Source organism: Novosphingobium aeonii, from assembly GCF_052279045.1.
In the GTDB taxonomy this organism is placed as follows: Bacteria; Pseudomonadota; Alphaproteobacteria; order Sphingomonadales; family Sphingomonadaceae; genus Novosphingobium.
Map to the genome: position 1 here is coordinate 1,113,137 of NZ_CP176832.1, position 18,014 is coordinate 1,131,150.

12 protein-coding genes are annotated in these 18,014 nt (G+C 65.5%); 6 read left to right on the forward strand and 6 right to left on the reverse strand.

Annotated elements, in window-relative coordinates; genetic code table 11:
* Positions 1 to 107: 107 nt before the first annotated feature.
* Complete coding sequence (locus ACLIMP_RS05610; protein WP_324698075.1) at positions 108 to 2,570, reverse strand: mechanosensitive ion channel family protein; 2,463 nt, start codon at positions 2,568 to 2,570, stop codon at positions 108 to 110.
* Between the two features lie 359 nt (positions 2,571 to 2,929).
* Here ACLIMP_RS05610 and ACLIMP_RS05615 point away from each other — a divergent pair, with 359 nt between their 5' ends.
* Together ACLIMP_RS05615 and ACLIMP_RS05620 are read left to right on the forward strand one after the other, a co-directional pair.
* Positions 2,930 to 3,829 (forward strand): glycosyltransferase family 2 protein, encoded by a 900-nt coding sequence (locus ACLIMP_RS05615; RefSeq protein ID WP_443478093.1) that lies wholly within the window; start codon positions 2,930 to 2,932, stop codon positions 3,827 to 3,829.
* A complete protein-coding gene (locus tag ACLIMP_RS05620) occupies positions 3,826 to 5,310 on the forward strand; it encodes a lipopolysaccharide biosynthesis protein (protein ID WP_443478094.1) in 1,485 nt (494 codons plus the stop codon). Before ACLIMP_RS05615 ends, ACLIMP_RS05620 begins: the two co-directional genes overlap by 4 nt.
* A 5-nt stretch (positions 5,311 to 5,315) precedes the next feature.
* Here the strand turns inward: ACLIMP_RS05620 and ACLIMP_RS05625 are convergent, their stop codons facing one another.
* The 4 genes from ACLIMP_RS05625 to ACLIMP_RS05640 form a co-directional block, all read right to left on the reverse strand.
* On the reverse strand, positions 5,316 to 6,248 hold the full coding sequence (locus ACLIMP_RS05625) for a glycosyltransferase family 2 protein (protein ID WP_324698081.1): 933 nt from the start codon (positions 6,246 to 6,248) through the stop codon (positions 5,316 to 5,318).
* A gap of 133 nt (positions 6,249 to 6,381) precedes the next feature.
* Positions 6,382 to 6,552: a hypothetical protein gene (locus ACLIMP_RS05630; RefSeq protein WP_324698083.1), complete on the reverse strand. Its 171-nt coding sequence runs from the start codon at positions 6,550 to 6,552 to the stop codon at positions 6,382 to 6,384.
* Between the two features lie 121 nt (positions 6,553 to 6,673).
* Positions 6,674 to 7,657: an autotransporter outer membrane beta-barrel domain-containing protein gene (locus ACLIMP_RS05635; protein WP_324698085.1), complete on the reverse strand. Its 984-nt coding sequence runs from the start codon at positions 7,655 to 7,657 to the stop codon at positions 6,674 to 6,676.
* Positions 7,657 to 9,807: an ATP-binding protein gene (locus ACLIMP_RS05640; RefSeq protein WP_324698087.1), complete on the reverse strand. Its 2,151-nt coding sequence runs from the start codon at positions 9,805 to 9,807 to the stop codon at positions 7,657 to 7,659. The genes ACLIMP_RS05635 and ACLIMP_RS05640 overlap by 1 nt, the downstream gene beginning before the upstream one ends.
* Positions 9,808 to 10,505: 698 nt before the next feature.
* Here ACLIMP_RS05640 and ACLIMP_RS05645 point away from each other — a divergent pair.
* The 3 genes from ACLIMP_RS05645 to ACLIMP_RS05655 all read left to right on the forward strand — a co-directional run bounded on the left by ACLIMP_RS05645 (position 10,506) and on the right by ACLIMP_RS05655 (position 15,596).
* Positions 10,506 to 11,279 carry a response regulator gene (locus ACLIMP_RS05645; protein ID WP_082370278.1) on the forward strand — a complete coding sequence of 258 codons (774 nt, stop codon included), beginning with the start codon at positions 10,506 to 10,508 and terminating at the stop codon, positions 11,277 to 11,279.
* Positions 11,280 to 11,430: 151 nt separating this feature from the next.
* Positions 11,431 to 12,372, forward strand: coding sequence for an intradiol ring-cleavage dioxygenase (locus tag ACLIMP_RS05650; RefSeq protein WP_324698090.1), 942 nt, complete (start codon positions 11,431 to 11,433; stop codon positions 12,370 to 12,372).
* 65 nt (positions 12,373 to 12,437) lie between these two features.
* Positions 12,438 to 15,596, forward strand: coding sequence for an autotransporter outer membrane beta-barrel domain-containing protein (locus ACLIMP_RS05655; protein WP_443478095.1), 3,159 nt, complete (start codon positions 12,438 to 12,440; stop codon positions 15,594 to 15,596).
* A 93-nt stretch (positions 15,597 to 15,689) separates the two neighbouring features.
* Here ACLIMP_RS05655 and galE read toward each other — a convergent pair whose 3' ends face one another.
* Positions 15,690 to 16,694, reverse strand: coding sequence for a UDP-glucose 4-epimerase GalE (gene galE, locus ACLIMP_RS05660; protein WP_054436580.1), 1,005 nt, complete (start codon positions 16,692 to 16,694; stop codon positions 15,690 to 15,692).
* A 255-nt stretch (positions 16,695 to 16,949) separates the two neighbouring features.
* Here galE and ACLIMP_RS05665 point away from each other — a divergent pair, with 255 nt between their 5' ends.
* Positions 16,950 to 17,963, forward strand: coding sequence for an SDR family NAD(P)-dependent oxidoreductase (locus ACLIMP_RS05665; RefSeq protein WP_185998046.1), 1,014 nt, complete (start codon positions 16,950 to 16,952; stop codon positions 17,961 to 17,963).
* Positions 17,964 to 18,014 lie beyond the last annotated feature (51 nt).

The following is an 18,014-nucleotide window of genomic DNA, read 5'->3' on the forward strand; positions in this document are numbered from 1 at the left end:
ATCGATGCCTCAATAGGGTGGAGAGGGCGATCCAGATGATTGAGCAGAAGGGATATCCGGCGGTAGCGATGCGCCGGATGCGTGGCCCAAGCTCTTCAAATGGGGCATCAATCCCTGCGGATTCGCACTTCGCGCTGCGGGAAGGGCAGCTCTATCCCTTCCTTGCCGAACCGTTCGGCAATGGCGAACCGGACTTGCGAGGCGATGGATGCGCCATCGGTCGCGTCGGGCACGAACAGCAGCAGGCGCATGTTGATCGAGCTTTCGGCAAATGCGTCCAGCGTCACGCTGGGTGCCGGCGACGGAAGCACGCCTGGGTTCGCATGGGCAATCTCCAGCAGGACAGCGCGAACCTTTTCGAGATCGGAACTGTACGCCACCCCAACCGGCACCACCACGCGCGCCAGTGCCGCCCCCAGGCTCAGGTTCTTCACGCTGCCGGTGATGAGCTGGGAATTGGGAATGATGATCTGGTGACGGTCGAAGCTTTCCAGGTGGGTCGAGCGGACGGACACTTTTCGCACGATGCCGGAGAAGTTCCCGACCTCGATCCAGTCCCCTTCGCGGATCGGCCGTTCGATCAGCAGGATCACGCCGCTGGTGAAGTTCTCGACGATGGATTGCAGGCCGAAGCCGAGACCGACCGACAAGGCCCCGGCAACGAAGGCGAGGCTGGAAAGGTCCAGTCCGGTGCTGGCGATGGCGATGACCGCGGCCAGCACGATCCCAGCATAGCCGATCATCGTCACGATCGAGGCTTGTGAGCCCCGGTCCAGCCCGAATTGCGGCAGGATCGAGAGGTTGATGATCCGCTGGGTCCAGCGTGTGGCGACGTAGCCGGCAAGGAAGATGAAGGCGAAGGTGAGAATGTCGCCCGCCGACAGGTTCACCTGGCCGATCGTGACACCGCTGCGCAGCGTGACGATGGCATCGCCGATCTCGCGGCTGTTGTAGCCCCAGGTCACTGCCAGCATCGGCACGGTGCAAAGCGTTATGAAGAGCCCGGTCAGCATCGGCACGAAGTGCAGCGTCGTGCGGTAGCGTTTGAACCGTCCTTCGGCGAGCAGGCCGAGCACCAGCGAGATCAGCCGGTGCAGGAAAATGGCGATGGCGATGACCGCGATCGAAAGCACCGCGTCCGAAAAGATTTCACGCGCGAGGATGATGTAGCCGACAAGCGCGGCGGAGACGCTGCCAATCACCAGCAGCTTGAGAATTCGGCTTAACGGCGATGCAAAGTCTAGCATTTCTGGTGGCTTGCCGCCCGATGCCGTGGCTTCGTCCTGGCCTTCGCGGCCCTTGTGAAGCAGGTTCGCAAGCACCCAGATCAGCCCGCCGCCCAGGATCAGCAGCAATCCCGAAATGAGGTCGATTGCGGTGGCAGACGCGAAACCGGCCTGCTCGAGAGCCTCGACGATGGCTTCCATCGCCATGACCACGCCGATCCAGCGGACCGTCGATACGCCCTTGTCGACAAGGGCCGGCCGCAGCCGCACCAGACGCAACTGGACGAAGGGCGATTGCAGCGTTCCCTTAGCAAGCCACTGGGTGATGGCGACGATCAGCGCCGCAAGCACGAAGATGGTGCTGAGCCGGACCAGTACGGCGATGGTGACGAACGGTTTCAGCACGAGGCCCATGGCGGCGATCGTGCAGCCTATGCCGAAGAACAGCGCGATTGCCGTGGAAACATCCTCGAGCACCACGATCAGCAACCGGCTAGCCAGTTGCTCCACGTTTTCGATCCGCTTTGCCAGCCTGGCGCTCAACACGCGCAGCAGCCATGCGGACGCGAACGGGCCCAGCAGCATCAGTGCCGCTGCGCCCAGCACCCGGCTGGCGAGGCCAAGGAAGCCGATAGCCTCGTAGCCCCGCGCAAAGCCCGCCGCCATGGCTTCGGCACCGCGCCGGGCATCGCCGGCGAAGGTCAGCCAGAGGCGGGGATCGAGCACGGAAGAGGCGCGCTCCGACTTGCGCAGGCGGTCTATCGCCGCGATCCGTTCGTCGAGATCGGAGACGAGGGTTGCCGCGCGCGCCTGTGCCTCGCGGGCGCGAAGGACCGGCCCGAGAGCAACGGAAAGGCGCGCGTCGAGTGCCTTGCGCTGGTCGGTGATGGCGGAGGCTTCGGTCTTGCCGGATTCGGGCAGCGGGCCGAGCGCGGTGATCTGGGCCTGTATGATTCGCGCATCGAGGTTGCTGCGATCGGCAATCCCGCGAGCCAGATCGCGGTCGGCCGCAAGACGGTCGCGCAGGAGGTTCAGTTCGCGCACTTCGTCGTAGTCGTGCCGTGAGATGTCCGTGCGCAAGACGGCCTCGGCATGCCTGGCATCCGCATCGAAGCTGGCCACCGCCTCGCTCGGCGTTTTCCTGACGGGATCGGGAGCAGGCTCGGGAGCGGGGTCGGCCTTGGGGAGCGCCGAGGCGATGGCAGACGAAAGCGCGGGAGGCTGGGTGGCAGGCTGGGCGGCCAGCGCGCTTCCCGCAGCCAGCATAAGGACAATGGCCAGCACGCACCGCGCGATCGCGGCGAGGCCCGCACTTCCGACGGCGATGCGGTTGCGGTCTTTCAACCCTGCGTATCCTTCAGAGTGGCGCGGCTTCAAGGGTACCCCCGCCCAGCGCCAGCGGCGAAGCATGGGCCGGCGCCGGAAAGGCAAGACAATAGAGCGTTTCCTTATGCCCGCGCCGGAGCCGCTGGCAAGGCCCCGGAAGATCGGCCGAAGTTTCCGCTTCGGTTTCGGAGCGTGCTTCGGCCGGGGCGCGGGCGTCGAGGCCATCGTCGTGCCGATCGCCGAACTGCCCGGTATAGTTCAGGAAATTCGGATGGTTGCGGCGCTATTCAGGGTAATGGCGCATCCCGGGGCGGCTGGGTAGAACCTGCCGGGTGGCCGCGATGAATGCGCGGTGGCTTTGAGGCGCGGGGGCTTGTGTGAGTAAGCTGGCCAGGCAGTTCATCTTTGCAGTTCTGCCGCGATCCGTGGCAATCCGGTTGTGGACCGGGCGCCAGTACCGGCGCTATGCGGGCCGATATCCCGAGGGCGAGAGGCGGCCGCATCCGCTGCGGGCCCCGCTGATCGTTTCGCTGACGTCCTTTCCGCCGCGATATCCCACGCTCCACCTCACGCTGCGAAGCCTGCTGCGGCAGGACACCGTGCCTGACCGCATCGTCCTGTGGCTGGCGCGCGGTGACGAGGAATCCCTGCCCGCTGCCGTGCGGGAACTGCTGGACGGGCGGGTCGAACCGCGGCTGGTCGACGACGTGCGCAGCTACAAGAAGCTCGTCTATGCGCTCGGCGCCTTTCCCGAAGCCTATATCGCCACTGCCGACGATGACGTCTTCTACAAGCCTTCCTGGCTGACCGAACTCGTCGATGGACAGGCCGGAACGAAGGGCGTCATCACCTGTCTGCGCGCGCACCGGCTGGAGATGGGGGCGGGCGGGGCGCTGGCCCGTTATGCCGATTGGGGCTGGGACGTTCAGGACGATGCCGCGCACGCTCCGTCCATCGATCTCATGCCCACGGGGATCGGCGGGGTGCTCTATCCGCCCGGGTGCTTCCATCCCGACGTGACGGAGCGCGAACTCTACGAGCGATACGCACCTTCCGCCGACGACTTGTGGTTCTACTGGTGTGCGCGCCGGGCAGGCGCGCTCTACCGGAAGGTGGGACCGCGCTTCGTGCAGATGACCTGGGACTTTTCCCAGGCGAGCCGCCTCTACGACGACAACATGCTGCAGAACGACGCGCAGATTTCCGCGCTGGTCAATCGTTTCGGCAATCCCCTGCTCATGCCGCAGGGCATTCCTGCGGTGGCGGTGTCCGAATGACGAGGGCCGGCAGCGACGATATCGGCCGCCACGCCACGCGGGGGGTGGCATCCACCGCCGCATCCCAGATCGTCAAGGTGTTCGCCACGATGGCGACCACGATCGTGGTCGCGCGTATTCTCTCACCGGCGGATTACGGCATCAGCGCCATGGTGGCGCCGCTTACCGGCCTGATCCTGATCTTCCAGAACCTGGGGTTCACGCAGGCGGTCGTGCAGGCGCGGGATCTCGACCCGGAGCATTCCAATGCCCTGTTCTGGCTGAACGTGTTCGTCTCGGTCGCAGCGGCTCTGGTCATGGTGATCCTGGCACCGCTGGCGGGCTGGTTCTACGGCGATTACCGCGCGGGATATGTGACGGCGGCCACCGGGCTCACCGTCCTCGTCTCGGGGTTGAAGTTGCAGCATCAGGCCCTGCTCAACCGGGACCTTCGCTTCCATACGCTCAGCATCAACGATATCGCCGTGGCCCTGTCGACGTTCGTCTTCACCGCGCTGGCCGCGCTTGCGCTGCGCAATTACTGGGCGATCTGGCTGGGGGCGCTGCTGGGGGCGAGCGTCAGCACGGTGATGGTCTGGACATCCTGCACCTGGCGCCCGCGAATGGGCGCGCGCTTCGCCGGGGTGCGCCATCTCGTGGTGTTCGGAGCGAATCTTACGGGTTTCAATCTCGTGAACTTCTTCGCCCGCAATCTCGATAACGTCATCATCGCCAAGGCCGAGGGTGCGGACGCGGTCGGCCTGTACGATCGCAGCTACAAGCTCATGCTGTTTCCCCTGCAAAACGTGAACCAGCCGCTGAGCCGCGTCATGATTCCGGTCATGAGCCGGCTCCAGGACGATGCGGAACGATATCGGCGGGTCTATGAACGGGCGATCCGCGCGCTTGCGCTGCTGTCCCTGCCGGGCATCCTGGCGGCGGCGATCTGCAGCGATCGGCTCGTGCCTTTCCTGCTGGGATCGCGGTGGAGCGCCGCCAGCCCGATCTTCTTCTGGCTCAGCCTCACCGCGATCGTCCAGACCGTGCCCAACACGACCGGTTGGCTCTACATCAGCAGCGGGAAGACCCGGCGCATGATGTATTGGGGGATTTTCTCCAGCACGATCAGCGTGATCAGCTTCTTCATCGGGGTGCGCTGGGGCGCGGTGGGGGTGGCGGCCGCCTATTTCTTCGGCCAGCTCCTGACGACTCCCGCACTTTACTATTATGCGACCAAGGGCACGCCGGTGTCCCAGCGTTTCCTGTACGAGGCGCAGGTGCCCTCATTGCTTGGGGGCGTCTTTGCCTGGGCGGTGGTTTCGCGGCTGGGGGAAGGTTTGCCTACCGTCGTCACGCTTACGGTTGCGGTCCTGTGCAGCTACGGAGGCACCGTTGCGGCCCATTTCTGCACCGCGAGCGGGCGGCGCGACATGGCGGAGATGATCCGGCTGGCCGCGAACCTGCTGCCGGACCGCTTCCGCCGCCATCCGCAGAAGGGCTGAAGGCATCAGCGCCGCGGCGTGAGCCAGGCAACGGCCTTCCGGTAGCCTTCCAGCCCGAATACCGCCGCGCCGAGCTTGGGAACCGGCGCAAGGTGCGCGCCCTTGCCGCCGAGCGAGAGGCTGCGCTGAAGCGCGCGGCGGCCCTGCGCCATGTCCCCCCGCCGAAAGGCGCTGTCGGCAAGCCAGTAGAAGTATTCGCCGATGATCCGTGCGCGCCTTTCGTCCGGCACCGTGTCCGACGGCCGGCGCAGCAGGCTTTCGGCCACGTCTATGAGATCGCCGAAAGTGGAACGGTTCGCGGAGATGCGCAGCGGCGAATCGTGCTGGACATAGACGCCGCAACCCCGGTCCGAATGTGCCAGCCGCGCGCCTGCGAGCGCGGCCCGGCACACGATTTCACCGTCCTGGTTGCGCCGCACCGCTTCGTCCCACCCGCCGATGCTGCGCACAAAATCGGTACGCCAAAGCACCGCACAGGGCGGTGTCCAGCGCCGACGAACCAGCCACCGGTCCAGCAGGTCTTCGGCGTTGCTATACCGTTCGCGCCGCAGTTCCGCCGAAGGGGCCGCTTCATTGTAGCGAAGCCAGGGGCCGAATGCGACGTCGGCTCCGTTCTCCACGGCGTCCAGCAGGCCGCGGAAGAGGTCGCCCATCACGAAGTCGTCGCCGTCGAGAAACATCACGTAATCGGTTTCGACGAGGGCGAGCCCGCGATTCCGGCTCTTCTGCGCGCCCAGATTGGCCTCGTTCAAGATCACGGAAAGGCGCGTATCCGCGATGGACTGCGCGGCGGACCGGGTTTCCTCGCCCGTGTCGTCAACGACCACGATGACCCGCGTATCGACATGGGGCTGGCCGAACACCGAGCGGACCGTCCGCTCGATGGTATGCCCGGCCTGATAGGCAGGCACGACGACCGTGATGGAAGCCCGTGGCATCGCTGGCGCTCCTGAAGACGGGCAAAGTTGCCGTTCCCGGCGATTATTACGGGTCTTCGCGGCGCGGGACTAGCTGGACGAAGGGGTGAGTCGCTCGTCCTTGTGGCGGCAGGAGCGCAACCGCCGCAGTCGTTCAGTTATGGCGGCGCGGCGGACGATGATCGTCCCGGTCCCGGTGACCGTCGCGGTCGCCGTGTTCGTGCCGGGGCGGATGGTGGCGTCCGGGGCGGTCGTCATGGCAGGCCGACAGCAGGATGGTGGTGGCGGAAAGGATGCCGAGGCCCCAGCCCAGTCTGCGGTACATGTGCTTCTCCTGTGCGTTCGGCGATTTGCCGTTGAGAAACAAATGGATGAACGCCTTGCCGGTTCCCGCTAATGGTTCATTTGCGCGCGGGCGGGCCCGGCATGTTCCGTCGGCTCCGCCGTCAGAATGCCTTTCGTAGCGAGATGCCGCCGGAAATCGTGTTGCCCGCGAGCGCATCGAAACTGCGAGAGGCGTAGAGGTCGAGATGGAGCCTGTCCGCCAGCTTCATGTTGGCGCTGATGCCCACCTCCCACCATCCGTCTGAATAGTGGCGCGAATCCAGCAGTCCGCTGCGGGGGATCTCTTCGAGGCTCTCGAACTGGCCGACTTTGACTTGCGAGACGGCGTTGCTGGTCCAGTTACGGGAAAGCGAGATGCCGGCATAATGGTCGCCATTTTCGCCGAACGCATGATCGAGGCGGACAGTGCTGCCCAGCGTCCATGTCGGTTCCCGGGTTTCCAGATCGACCAGGCCGGTTCCGGTGGGGGCGGGGCGGAGCAGGCGTCCCTGTGCGTAGGAACCGACGATCGTCGGCGTCACGAACCATCGGGGCGAAAGCGGGAAAATCCGTCCGAAGTCACCGCCCAGTGCATAATAGGCGCTGCTTCTGGCTCCCGAACTCTGGCGGCTTCCCCAGTCGGTGCTGATCTTGCCGTAGACCTGACGGCCGTAGCTGGCCCAGCCGTCGACGACCCAGTTGTCGAAGTTGCCGCCTGCGCCAAGCGTGCCGACGTAGTAATCGGACGGGAGCGCGGTGTCGGCCTGGATCAGGGTACCGTGATAGCGCATCACGCCGCCGCGCACGTATCCGCGCCCGATCTGGCGGGTAAGGGACAGCGTCTGCCACGAACCATCGGGGCCGTCGTCGCGGTTGCTCAGCCCGGCGGACAGCGTGATCGTCCAGGGATCGACGGGTTGCGGGGGAGCCGTGTCGGCGGGATCGGCTGATGCAGCCTGCGAAGTGGCGTCGGTCGACGCGAGTTCGGGGGCAGGTGCGGCGGCAGTGTCCTGCGCTGTGGCAGTCTCCTGCGCTGCGGCGCAGCCGGGCAACCACGCTGCCGCAAGGCCTGCGCAAAGCAGGCAGGCCATCGATCTTGCGGGCATCAGGCCGCCTTTCGCAGCGTCGGATCGAAGGCGGCCGGAACCGTGACGCGGGCGGCGAATCCGTCGCCGCCATGAACGAAGCTTACATCGCCGCCATGGGCGCGCGCGATCGAGCGGCACACCGCAAGGCCGAGCCCGCTGCCCTTCTGACCCGAGGTGCGCGCCGTTTCGGAACGATAGAACGGCTCGAAAGCGCGGTCGAACTCGTCTTCCGGAATGCCGGGCCCGGTGTCGACGATTTCCGCCACGGCCTCGCCATCGTGCAGGCTCACGCGGACCCTTGCGCTCTCGCCGTACTTGATCGCGTTTTCCAGCAGGTTGCCGAGCAGGCGGCGGATGCCGACCGGATCGACATCGACCGGAATGTGCAGGTTGTGCTCGATCGTCACCTTGCCGCCTACGAGTTGTGCGTCGGCGACGCTGCCGGCGATCAGTTCCGCGAAATCGACGCGTTCGCGCGGTCCCGGGGTCGAGGCATCGCGGATGAAGGCGATGACCTCGCTGATCATGGCTTCCATCTCGCTCACTTCCTTCAGCAGGCCTTCGCGCTGCTCGTCGGGAACGTCCTCGATGCGGAAGCGAAGGCGGGTGAGGGGAGTGCGCAAGTCGTGGCTGATGGCGCCGACCATCGCGGTGCGGTCATCCACGAAGGCGCGCAGGCGGTTGCGCATCTGGTTGAAGGCATTGGCCGCCCGCCCGATCTCGGCAGGGCCGGACAGCGGCAGGATGGTGGCCGAGGGGTCGCGGCCGAGCTGTTCGGCGGCTTGCGCGAAGTCCTTCAGCGGAACCACGATGCGCCGGGCGAACAGCCATGCCAGCGGGCTGATGATCGCCAACGACAGTGCGAACCACAGCATGACCCGCTTCTGCCAGGCGTTGGGGAACGGCTCCGCGCGCGGCGCTACGGCAAGCCATTGTCCGTCGGGCTGGCGTGCGGCGGCCACGAAATCGCCTTCGATGAACGGCGGCGAGGTGAGCGCGAAGAAGCCGCTGTCGACGTGGCGGAAGGGGATCGGTTGCGGCGTGCCGGGAACGACGGGCAGCGGTGTGGTGCGCGTCGCGGCGGCAGGCGGCGTGGCAGGCGCTGCCGTTGCCACGGTGGTTGCCGGAGCGGCCGTGGATGCGAGCATGACCGGGGGTTGGGGAATCTGGAGAGACAGGGGGCGCGTTGTCGCGACGGGGGTCGGCAGCGGATCGGGCGTGGCGATCGGCAGGGTGGCGCGGGGAATGTCGGTCATCGTGGGCATGGCCGGCGAGAGAAGGCCCGAGCCCAGCCCAGCGGCGCCGCCCGGACCGATCATCCCGCCGGGACGCCCGCCGGGGCCGACGATCTGTCCGGGCTGACCGTCCTGGTTCGGCGTCCTGCCCGGCTGGGCGCCGGCGTTGCCGGGCTGTCCCTGCGAAGGCTGTCCCTGTGAAGGTTGGCCCTGCGAGGGCTGGCCGCCGCCAGGGCGGCCGATGCCGCCTCCGGGGGCCTGCCCACCCGGCTGACCGCCTGCACCGGCGCTTCCGGGGCGGTGGCCACCGGGTGCGGTGGCGGCGGGGATCGCGCCGCCGGGGATGCGTCCTCCCGGACGGGCTCCACCGGGCATGGCGGGAACGCGGGGCATCGAGCCGCCGGGAGGCATTCCGCCGGGGAAGTGGCCACCGGGCATTCCGCTCGGCCCGGGGCTTCCACCGGGGGGAGGGCCGCCGGGAATCGACTGCGCTTCCGCCGAGCCGACCAGAACCGAGGACAGCGAGGCGGGTGCGGCCTTGCCCTGCACCATGGCGAGGGGCGAGCGGGTGTTGCTCGGCACGGCGACGCCGCCGACGGGAAGCTGGGTGTAGAAGGCGAGAATCACGTCCTTGCCCTCGCGGCCAAGGCGGCTGGCAAGTGCGTCGCGCGACGATTCGGAAACGAGCCAGCCCTGTCCGCTCACGTCGGGCGGACCCATCATCGGCTTGCGCTCGAGCCGGTCTGGCACGTCGCTGGCGGTGAGGGCGCTGGCCACCTCGTCGATGTTCCAGCGCGCGGTCGGGCTGGGCGGCAGCAGCACGGTAAGCGCGAGCGTGACGAGTTGGGCGCCGATCAGGGCGCAGACCAGGATGGCGATCATCTGCATCGCCAGGGGAAGGCCGATCCGGTTCGAAAGGCGGGGCAGGTTCATTTCAGGCCCCATGCCACGAATTCGCGGCGATTTCGAGACGTCACCATGTGGCTGCGCGCCGTTCCGCTGCGGGATGGGGAAGAGAGATGCGGAGCGGGCTCGGAAAGGAGGGACACGTCCCTTCCGACCCCGCTCCGCGCCCCCGCGAGCCGGCACAAGGCCAGCCTGCGAGGACGGTCACCTCGGGTCCGTTCCAGCAGCGGTGCCCTCACTCGCGAGGCTGGAAGGAAAACTCTTGTCGCGCGGCGCCGGGCACCGCGACTGGGCTTGAGCGGCCGGTACCATGCGATTGTGTCACTATCGGGTCCGGTTCCGCACCATCCCCGATGCGTGGATATAGTTCCGGGGCCGTCGCAGGACAGGGCGGGTGCGACTACGTGACCTGCCGCTGCGACGGGCCCGGCACCGACCGGCGCCTTGGCGGTGGCTAACCGGACGGTGGTTCCGGCCGTATCGGAGACATGCAGCATCATTGCGGGAGTCGCGGGGGATGCGACGGGGTCCGCGCTGCAGGCCATCCAAGACGGAACCTGACGAACTGGGTTGTTCATGGCCATCTTGTTCGGCGCGGGACTTTGCCTGCGGATTTCACCGGCATTTCACGCCTGTTACGGGCTGTCACAAGCTGTAACAGGGGCTGAAATCCGGGTGGAACGCGGGGTTCCTATTGGCGCACAATGATCCTAGAACGTGCTCCGATGGACCTTCAGACCCGCATCCTCATCGTCGACGACGATGAAGGCATCCGCTCGCTGATCGGCGAGTTCCTGGGCAAGCATGGCTACGCCACGCAGACTGCCGCCGATCCTTCGGCGATGCGCGAACTGCTGGCGCGCGAGGATTTCGATCTCATCGTGCTGGACGTGATGATGCCGCGCGAAGATGGCCTTACCGCACTCCGCCAGCTTGGACCCGATGCGCCGCCGGTCATCATGCTTTCGGCCGTGGGAAGCGACGTCGATCGCATCGTCGGCCTGGAAATGGGTGCGGACGACTATCTGGCGAAACCGTGCAATCCGCGCGAACTGCTGGCCCGCATCCGCACCGTCCTGCGCCGCCGCGCGGCAGTGGGCGGGGTGGCCGAGCGGGTCGTTGCGGCCGCGCCTTTGGAAGCGACGCCGGTCAACGACGTGCATTCCGGGGAGTGTCTGCACTTTGGCGGATGGCGGATGGACCTGGGCCTGCGCCTGCTGTTCGATCCCGGCAACCGGCTGATCTCGCTTTCGGATGGCGAGTTCCGCCTCCTGCGGGCATTCGCCGAGCACCCGCGACGTGTCCTCACGCGCGACCAGTTGCTCGATTGGTCGCGCGGGGAAGACAGCGATCACTACGATCGCGCCATCGACGTCCAGCTTTCCCGCCTGCGCCGCAAGCTTGCCGAAGGCGATGGTGGCGGCGACATCATCCGCACCGTGCGCAATGAGGGGTATCTCTTCGTGCCCTCGGTCTCGGGCGACATTTCAGCCAGATGAGCATCGGCCGCCGGGACGGACCGTGCGGCTACAGAGATGAAATGCATCTGAAATCCGGTGGCAACTGCCGGCTTTCAATCCTCGTCGTGACCTGATCCGCGGCACCGGTCCTCCGGGCGTCGCGCGAATTGCGACACGAGGGGATATTTCAATGGACGACCATGACCGCGGGCTTGCCCATGATCTTCAGACCATCGGGCGGGCATTCGGCGAGAACCTGATAGGACGCCGCCGGGCGCTGGCCATTCTTGCCAGCGCGGGCAGTGTGGCGGGCGTTGCGGCATGTGGAGGGGATGACGGTGCCTCGTCTTCGGGAAGCTCCGGCTCGTCCAGTTCCACGAGTTCCACCAGCAGTTCCAGCACGACTTCGTCCAGCACTTCGTCGACCAGTTCTTCGTCCACCTCGTCGGGCGGAAGTTCCGCCGATACCTGCATCGCCGATCCCACCGAAACCAACGGCCCCTATCCCGCCGATGGCACCAACACGGCAAGCGGTTCGACCTCCAACGTGCTGACCGTGAGCGGTGTGGTGCGCTCGGATATCCGTTCCAGCTTCATCAATTCGACGACGACCGCCGCCGGTGTCGCACTGGAACTGACACTGCAACTCGTCGACGTGAACAACGGCTGCGCGGCGATAGAAGGCGCGGCGATCTATGTCTGGCACTGCGATGCCGCCGGGAAGTACTCGCTCTATTCGAGCGGCGTCACCACCGAAAGCTACCTGCGCGGCGTGCAGGTGACCGACAGCGAGGGGAAGGTGACGTTCACGACCATCTATCCCGCCTGTTACTCGGGACGCTGGCCGCACATTCATTTCGAGATCTTCACGGGCGGCCTGACTTCGGCAAGCACCGGCCGCACGGCCAGTCTCATCTCGCAGCTTGCCATGCCGGCTGCCACCAACACCGCCGTGTTCACCGGCGATACGCGTTATACGGCCAGCATCGCCAACTACAACGCGATCTCGCTGTCGTCGGACAATGTCTTCGGTGACAACAGTTCCGCGCAACTGGCGCAGATGACGCCGACGCTGAGCGGCAGCCTGACGGCCGGATACACCGGCACCGCGCTCATCGGCATCGCCGCCTGAATCTCCGGCGCCGGCCGAGAGGCGGCACCGGATACCGCTTTCACGCTCATCACGAGATTCCAGACATGAACTCGCTTCACACGTCTTCCAGCATCGGCGCGCTGGTCCTTGCCCTCGTCGCCGCTCCCACCCTTGCCGCCACAAAGGTTTCCACCGACACGACCGCGCCGCTGGTAACGTCCAGCGCAGGCGATGTTACCGTGACCGAGGACGGCACGATCACGCTAGCCGGCGGGTCGGCGGTCACCGTCGACAGCAGCAACGCCGTAGACGTCGAAGGCGGGCTCGTGCTCGACGATGCCGACGGTGCGACCGGCATCACCGTAAATGCCGGCACCACCTCGACGATTGCCGTTGGTGAGGACGGTTCGATCGCGGTGACCGAGGACTACGTTCCCGAGACGACCGGCTCGGACAGCGCCTCGGCCAGCAATCGCTACGGCATTCATGTCCTGTCCGGCGCGGCGACCAGCGGCTCGATCCTCAACGCCGGCACGATCACGGTGGAAGGCCAGGTTTCCGGCGGCATCGTCGTGGACAGCGACTATGTGGGCGATATCACGAACACCGGCACCATCAGCGTGATCGGCGACAATTCCGTAGGCATCTCGACGAAGGCGGTGGACGGTGACGTTACCGTGGAAGGCACCGTCTATGCGACCGGCGCCGGGGCGACCGCGCTCTCGGTCGGCGGAGACGTGACCGGCACCGTGACCATTCAGGGCACGGTGGCCAATCGGGCCTCCTACACCGATGACGACAGCAACACCGTCGTGCTTTCACGCGCCGCGCTGCGCTCGGGCACTGCGACGGTGGACATCACCGGCAACGTTGCAGGTGGCATCTATGTGGCTGCTCCGCCGGTCGACAATGACAGCACCAACGACGATGAAGACAATGACGGTGTCGATGACGACGAGGAAGGCACCGGCGCGGTCGTGTCCTACGGCAATGGCCCGGCCATCCAGGTGGGCGGCACCAGCGACATCACGGTCGGCGGCGTTTCCAGCAATTCCGGGACCTATTCGATCGCCATCGACGGAACCGTCAGTTCCAACTCGTACTACAGCAAGACCGACGCCTATGGCCTGGTGATCGGCGGGCAGGGTGGCAACGTCACCCTGACAGACGGCATCGGCGTGACCGGCACTCTCAGCGCCACGACATACGATTCGGCGGCGACCGCCCTGCTCATCAACAAGGGCAGCACTGTCACCAGCCTCTACAACAGCGGCTCGATCGCGGCGGGCATCACCTCGCAGGGCGACGGTTCCTCCACCGCGGTCCGCGATCTTTCCGGCACGCTGACCACGATCGACAACACCGGTTTCATTTCCGCAACCGGCTCCGACACCGACACGACGACCGCGCTCGACCTGTCCGCGAACACGACCGGCGTGACCATCAGCCAGTACCTCAACGATGCGGACGCCGAGACCAGCGCGGAATATCTCGAAGACAACGACACGGATACCGATCCGACCATCTATGCAAGCATCACCGGGAACATCCTGCTTGGTTCCGGCAATGACACGCTCAGTGCTTCGACCGGCACGATCACCGGCGATACCTATTTCGGCAACGGCGATGACACGCTCAGCCTGTCCGGCAACACCGTCTACACCGGCGATGTCTACTTCGGCAGCGGTAGGGGAACGGCATCGCTTGCCGGCACGTCGAGCTTCGTGGGCACCATGGACTTTGCCGGAAACGACGGCACGCTGTCGCTTTCCGGCACTTCGGTCTATTCGGGCAACTTCAGCAATGCCGACAACCTGACCGTCACGGTCGGCAGCGGTTCCAAGCTTACAGCGAGCGAGGCGGAGAACATCAGCTTCGGCAACCTCATCGTGAAGTCCGGCGGTATCCTGGGGGTCTACGTCGATCCCCAGGAAGGTACGAGTTCGCTCATCAACGTGGCGAACGCGACGCTGGAAAGCGGGACCAAGATCACGGCCACAGTCACCGACCTCGGCGATGCCGAGGGCACCTACACGGTGCTGACTGCCAGCAGCCTCGATGTTCAGGGCACGCTGGACTCGACCGAGACCGACCTGCCGTTCATCTACAACGGCGAGGTTTCGACCGATGACAACAGCGTCTATCTTACCATCGAGCGCAAGACGACCGCCGAACTCGGCCTGACGCGCAGCGAAGCATCGGCCTGGGATGCGATCTACTCGACCGCACAGAACGATGATTCGCTGACGGCGAGCCTGCTCGACGTGGACGATTCGGCAACGCTCCAGACCCAGGTCTCGGCGCTGCTTCCCGATCATTCGGGCGGCGTATTCGATGCGGTGACTCACGGCGACCGCATGGCCGCGCGGCATCTTTCGGACGAATCGTCGATGTTCTCCATCTCCGACATCGGCGGCTGGTTCGAGCCGGTCTACTGGCGCACCAGCAAGGATGCGGGGTCGACCGCGGGCTACAAGGCCAGCGGATGGGGGCTTTCCAGCGGCGTCGAGCGGCGCACTTCGCTGGGCTACTTCGGCGTGTCCTATGCGTGGTTGCAGGGCAGCGTGACGGACAACGGCGGCACCGGGAATCTCGATGTGGGCCAGCATGACCTTGGCCTGTTCTGGCGCAATGCCAAGGGGCCGTTCATGGCGTGGGCGCGTATCGGCGCCTCGCGGATTTCGGTGGATTCGACGCGCACTTTCACCGGCACCATCGACGATACCGACTTCACCTATGCCGCGGACGGCAAGTGGAGCGGCTGGCTGTTCTCGGGCCTGGCCGGCGCGTCCTACCGCTTCGACATGTCGCGCCGTTTTAATCTCAAGCCCAAGGTCGAACTCGAGCAGTTCTGGCTGAAGGAGAACGGCTACAGCGAAACCGCCGACACCGACGCCATGGCGCTGACCGTGGCAAGCCGCACCAGCAAGGCCACCACGGTAACGCCGACACTGACGGCCTCCTACTCGCTGGGCACGATCTCTCCCGACTGGCACCCGCTGACGTTCCAGGTGGAGGCGGGCCGCCGCGAACTCGTCTCCGGCAAGCTCGGCAGCACGACTGCCTACTTCAACGGCGGCGACACTTACGATGCCGGCGATGCCTTCACGATCACGCCGGAAAGCCTCAAGGGAGCCTGGGTCAGCGAGGTCTCGATGCTGGCGGGCGGACTCGACTTCACGTGGAAGATCACTGCCCGCATGGAACGCACCAGCGACGCTACCGATCTTTCGACCCGCGCGTCTCTCAGCATCGCGTTCTGATCGGGCGTTGGCTGCCGAACGGATTGCGGCGCAAACCGAAAAGGCCCCGGCAGGACATCCTGCCGGGGCCTTTTTCGTTCATCCCCTTTTCGTTCATCCTTCGCGAATCTGGTCCAGCTTGCGCTCCCACGCGAGCGCGTGTTCGACGATGGTGGGCAGGTCCGCGTATTTCGGCGTCCAGGGCAGTGTCGCCTTGATGCGGCTATTGTCCGAAATGAGCGAATCCGGATCGCCCGCGCGGCGGCCTTCGAGGCGGCGGTCGATCGTGAGGTTCGTTACCCGGTCCACCGCATCCAGCACGTCGAGGACGGAGAAGCCCTGGCCATATCCGCAGTTCATCGTCAGCGACCGCGCCGGATCGGCGATCAGCGCTTCCAGCGCAAGGACGTGGGCATTGGCGAGATCGGATACGTGGATGTAGTCGCGCACACCGGTGCCGTCGGGAGTATCGAAATCGGTGCCGAATACGGCGACATGGCTGCGCTTGCCCAGGGCGGCCTCCACGGCGACCTTGATGAGGTGCGTGGCGCCCGCCGTGGACTGGCCGGTGCGGGCCTGTGGATCGGCGCCTGCGACATTGAAGTAGCGCAGCGCGCAGAAGTTGAAGCGGTGCGCCCGCGCGACGTCGCCCAGCATGATCTCCGTCATCAGCTTGGACATGCCGTAGGGATTGATCGGCAGCTTCGGGCTGTCCTCGGTAACGGGCGAAACCTCGGGAATGCCGTAAGTGGCCGCGGTAGAGCTGAAGATGAAGTGCGGCACGCCCGCCTTGACCGCGGCATCGATCAGCGCCCGGCTCCTGGCCGTGTTGTTGTGGTAGTACTTCAGCGGATTCTCGACCGATTCCGGCACGATGATCGATCCGGCGAAGTGCATGACGGCCTTTGTACCCTGTTCGGCGAAAATCCGGGCCAGCAGGTCGGCATCCTCGATGTCGCCTTCGTAAAGCGGGACGCCTTCGGGAATGGCGAAACGGAAGCCGGTCGTCAGGTTGTCGATCACGGCGACGGGCCAGCCGGCGTCCTTGAGCGCAAGAACGGCGTGGCTGCCGATATAGCCGGCACCGCCGGTGACGAGAACGGGGGGTCTGGAAGTCATGGTCTCGCTATGTCCGACGGCAATAGGGACTGGAAGGCAGTTTGCAGCCTTTTCGGAGGGATATGCCGCGCGTCACGGAGCGTCAAACGAAACGTCGAGGGGAACGGCGCCATAACGGTGCAACATCCGGAGACGAGAGCTGTCGGTGCAGTTCCCCGGCGCAGGGCCCTTGGCAATCGTTGCTTCATGGTTGATCTCTAGAAGGTGGGCGCCACCCCGCTCCGCCCAACCGCTGCCGTACCGACTGGAGTTTCGATGCTTTCCCAATCCGCCATTCTCGTGACCGGTGCCGCCGGTTTCATCGGCGCCGCCGTTGCCGAAGCCCTGATGGCGAAGGGAACGCCGGTGATCGGTATCGACAACATGAACGATTACTACGCCGTCTCACTCAAGGAAGCCCGGCGAGACCGGCTGGCTGCGCGCTTCGGCAATCTGTTCACGTTCCACCAGCTCGATTTCTCGGACATGGACCGGCTGACGGCGACGCTGGAACCCTACCGCTTCGAGGTGATCGTTCACCTCGGCGCGCAGGCAGGGGTGCGCTACTCACTCGAAAACCCGCAGGCCTATGTCGCCTCCAACCTTGCCGGGCACGTCAACATGCTCGAACTGGCGCGTGCGCGCCAGGTTGCGCACATGGTCTATGCCAGTTCCAGTTCGGTCTACGGCGGCAACGCCAAGCTGCCCTTCGCGGTGGAGGATCGTGCCGATCATCCCGTCTCGCTTTATGCGGCCACCAAGAAGGCGGACGAGCTGATGAGCGAGACCTATGCCCACCTTTTCCGCATCCCGCTGACGGGTCTGCGCTTTTTCACCGTCTACGGTCCATGGGGCCGGCCGGACATGGCGCTGTGGAAGTTTGCCGAACGTATCCTCTCGGGCCGCCCTATCGAGGTATATAACCAAGGCGAGATGTACCGGGACTTCACCTATATCGACGATATCGTCGGCGGGGTGCTGGCCTGCATCGACCGTCCACCCGCCGATGACGGGCAGGAAAAGGCGGGTGGGAGCATCAAGCCCCATGCGCTGTACAATATCGGCAACCACCGCAGCGAACATCTCATGCGGCTTATCGAGGTGCTCGAAGAGGCATGCGGGGTCCGCGCGGAACTGCAGTTGCTGCCCATGCAGCCGGGTGACGTCGAGGCGACTTATGCCGACATTACAGCACTTACGAGCGATACTGGATATACGCCCAGTACTCCGATCGAGGTGGGTGTGCCGCGCTTCGTTGACTGGTATCGGGGCTATGTCCGCACGCTTTGATTCCATCGAACCGGCGTGTAAGGGCGCCGTGAGCTGCAAGGTGGTGTTTAC

Excerpts from the sequence above, each read along its gene's own strand:
- ACLIMP_RS05665 (WP_185998046.1), top strand. The coding sequence starts at position 16,950 with ATGCTTTCCCAATCCGCCATTCTCGTGACCGGTGCCGCCGGTTTCATC.
- ACLIMP_RS05635 (WP_324698085.1), bottom strand. The coding sequence starts at position 7,657 with ATGCCCGCAAGATCGATGGCCTGCCTGCTTTGCGCAGGCCTTGCGGCA.
- ACLIMP_RS05655 (WP_443478095.1), top strand. The coding sequence starts at position 12,438 with ATGAACTCGCTTCACACGTCTTCCAGCATCGGCGCGCTGGTCCTTGCC.
- ACLIMP_RS05630 (WP_324698083.1), bottom strand. The coding sequence starts at position 6,552 with ATGTACCGCAGACTGGGCTGGGGCCTCGGCATCCTTTCCGCCACCACC.
- ACLIMP_RS05650 (WP_324698090.1), top strand. The coding sequence starts at position 11,431 with ATGGACGACCATGACCGCGGGCTTGCCCATGATCTTCAGACCATCGGG.
- ACLIMP_RS05640 (WP_324698087.1), bottom strand. The coding sequence starts at position 9,807 with ATGAACCTGCCCCGCCTTTCGAACCGGATCGGCCTTCCCCTGGCGATG.
- ACLIMP_RS05620 (WP_443478094.1), top strand. The coding sequence starts at position 3,826 with ATGACGAGGGCCGGCAGCGACGATATCGGCCGCCACGCCACGCGGGGG.
- galE (WP_054436580.1), bottom strand. The coding sequence starts at position 16,694 with ATGACTTCCAGACCCCCCGTTCTCGTCACCGGCGGTGCCGGCTATATC.
- ACLIMP_RS05645 (WP_082370278.1), top strand. The coding sequence starts at position 10,506 with ATGGACCTTCAGACCCGCATCCTCATCGTCGACGACGATGAAGGCATC.
- ACLIMP_RS05625 (WP_324698081.1), bottom strand. The coding sequence starts at position 6,248 with ATGCCACGGGCTTCCATCACGGTCGTCGTGCCTGCCTATCAGGCCGGG.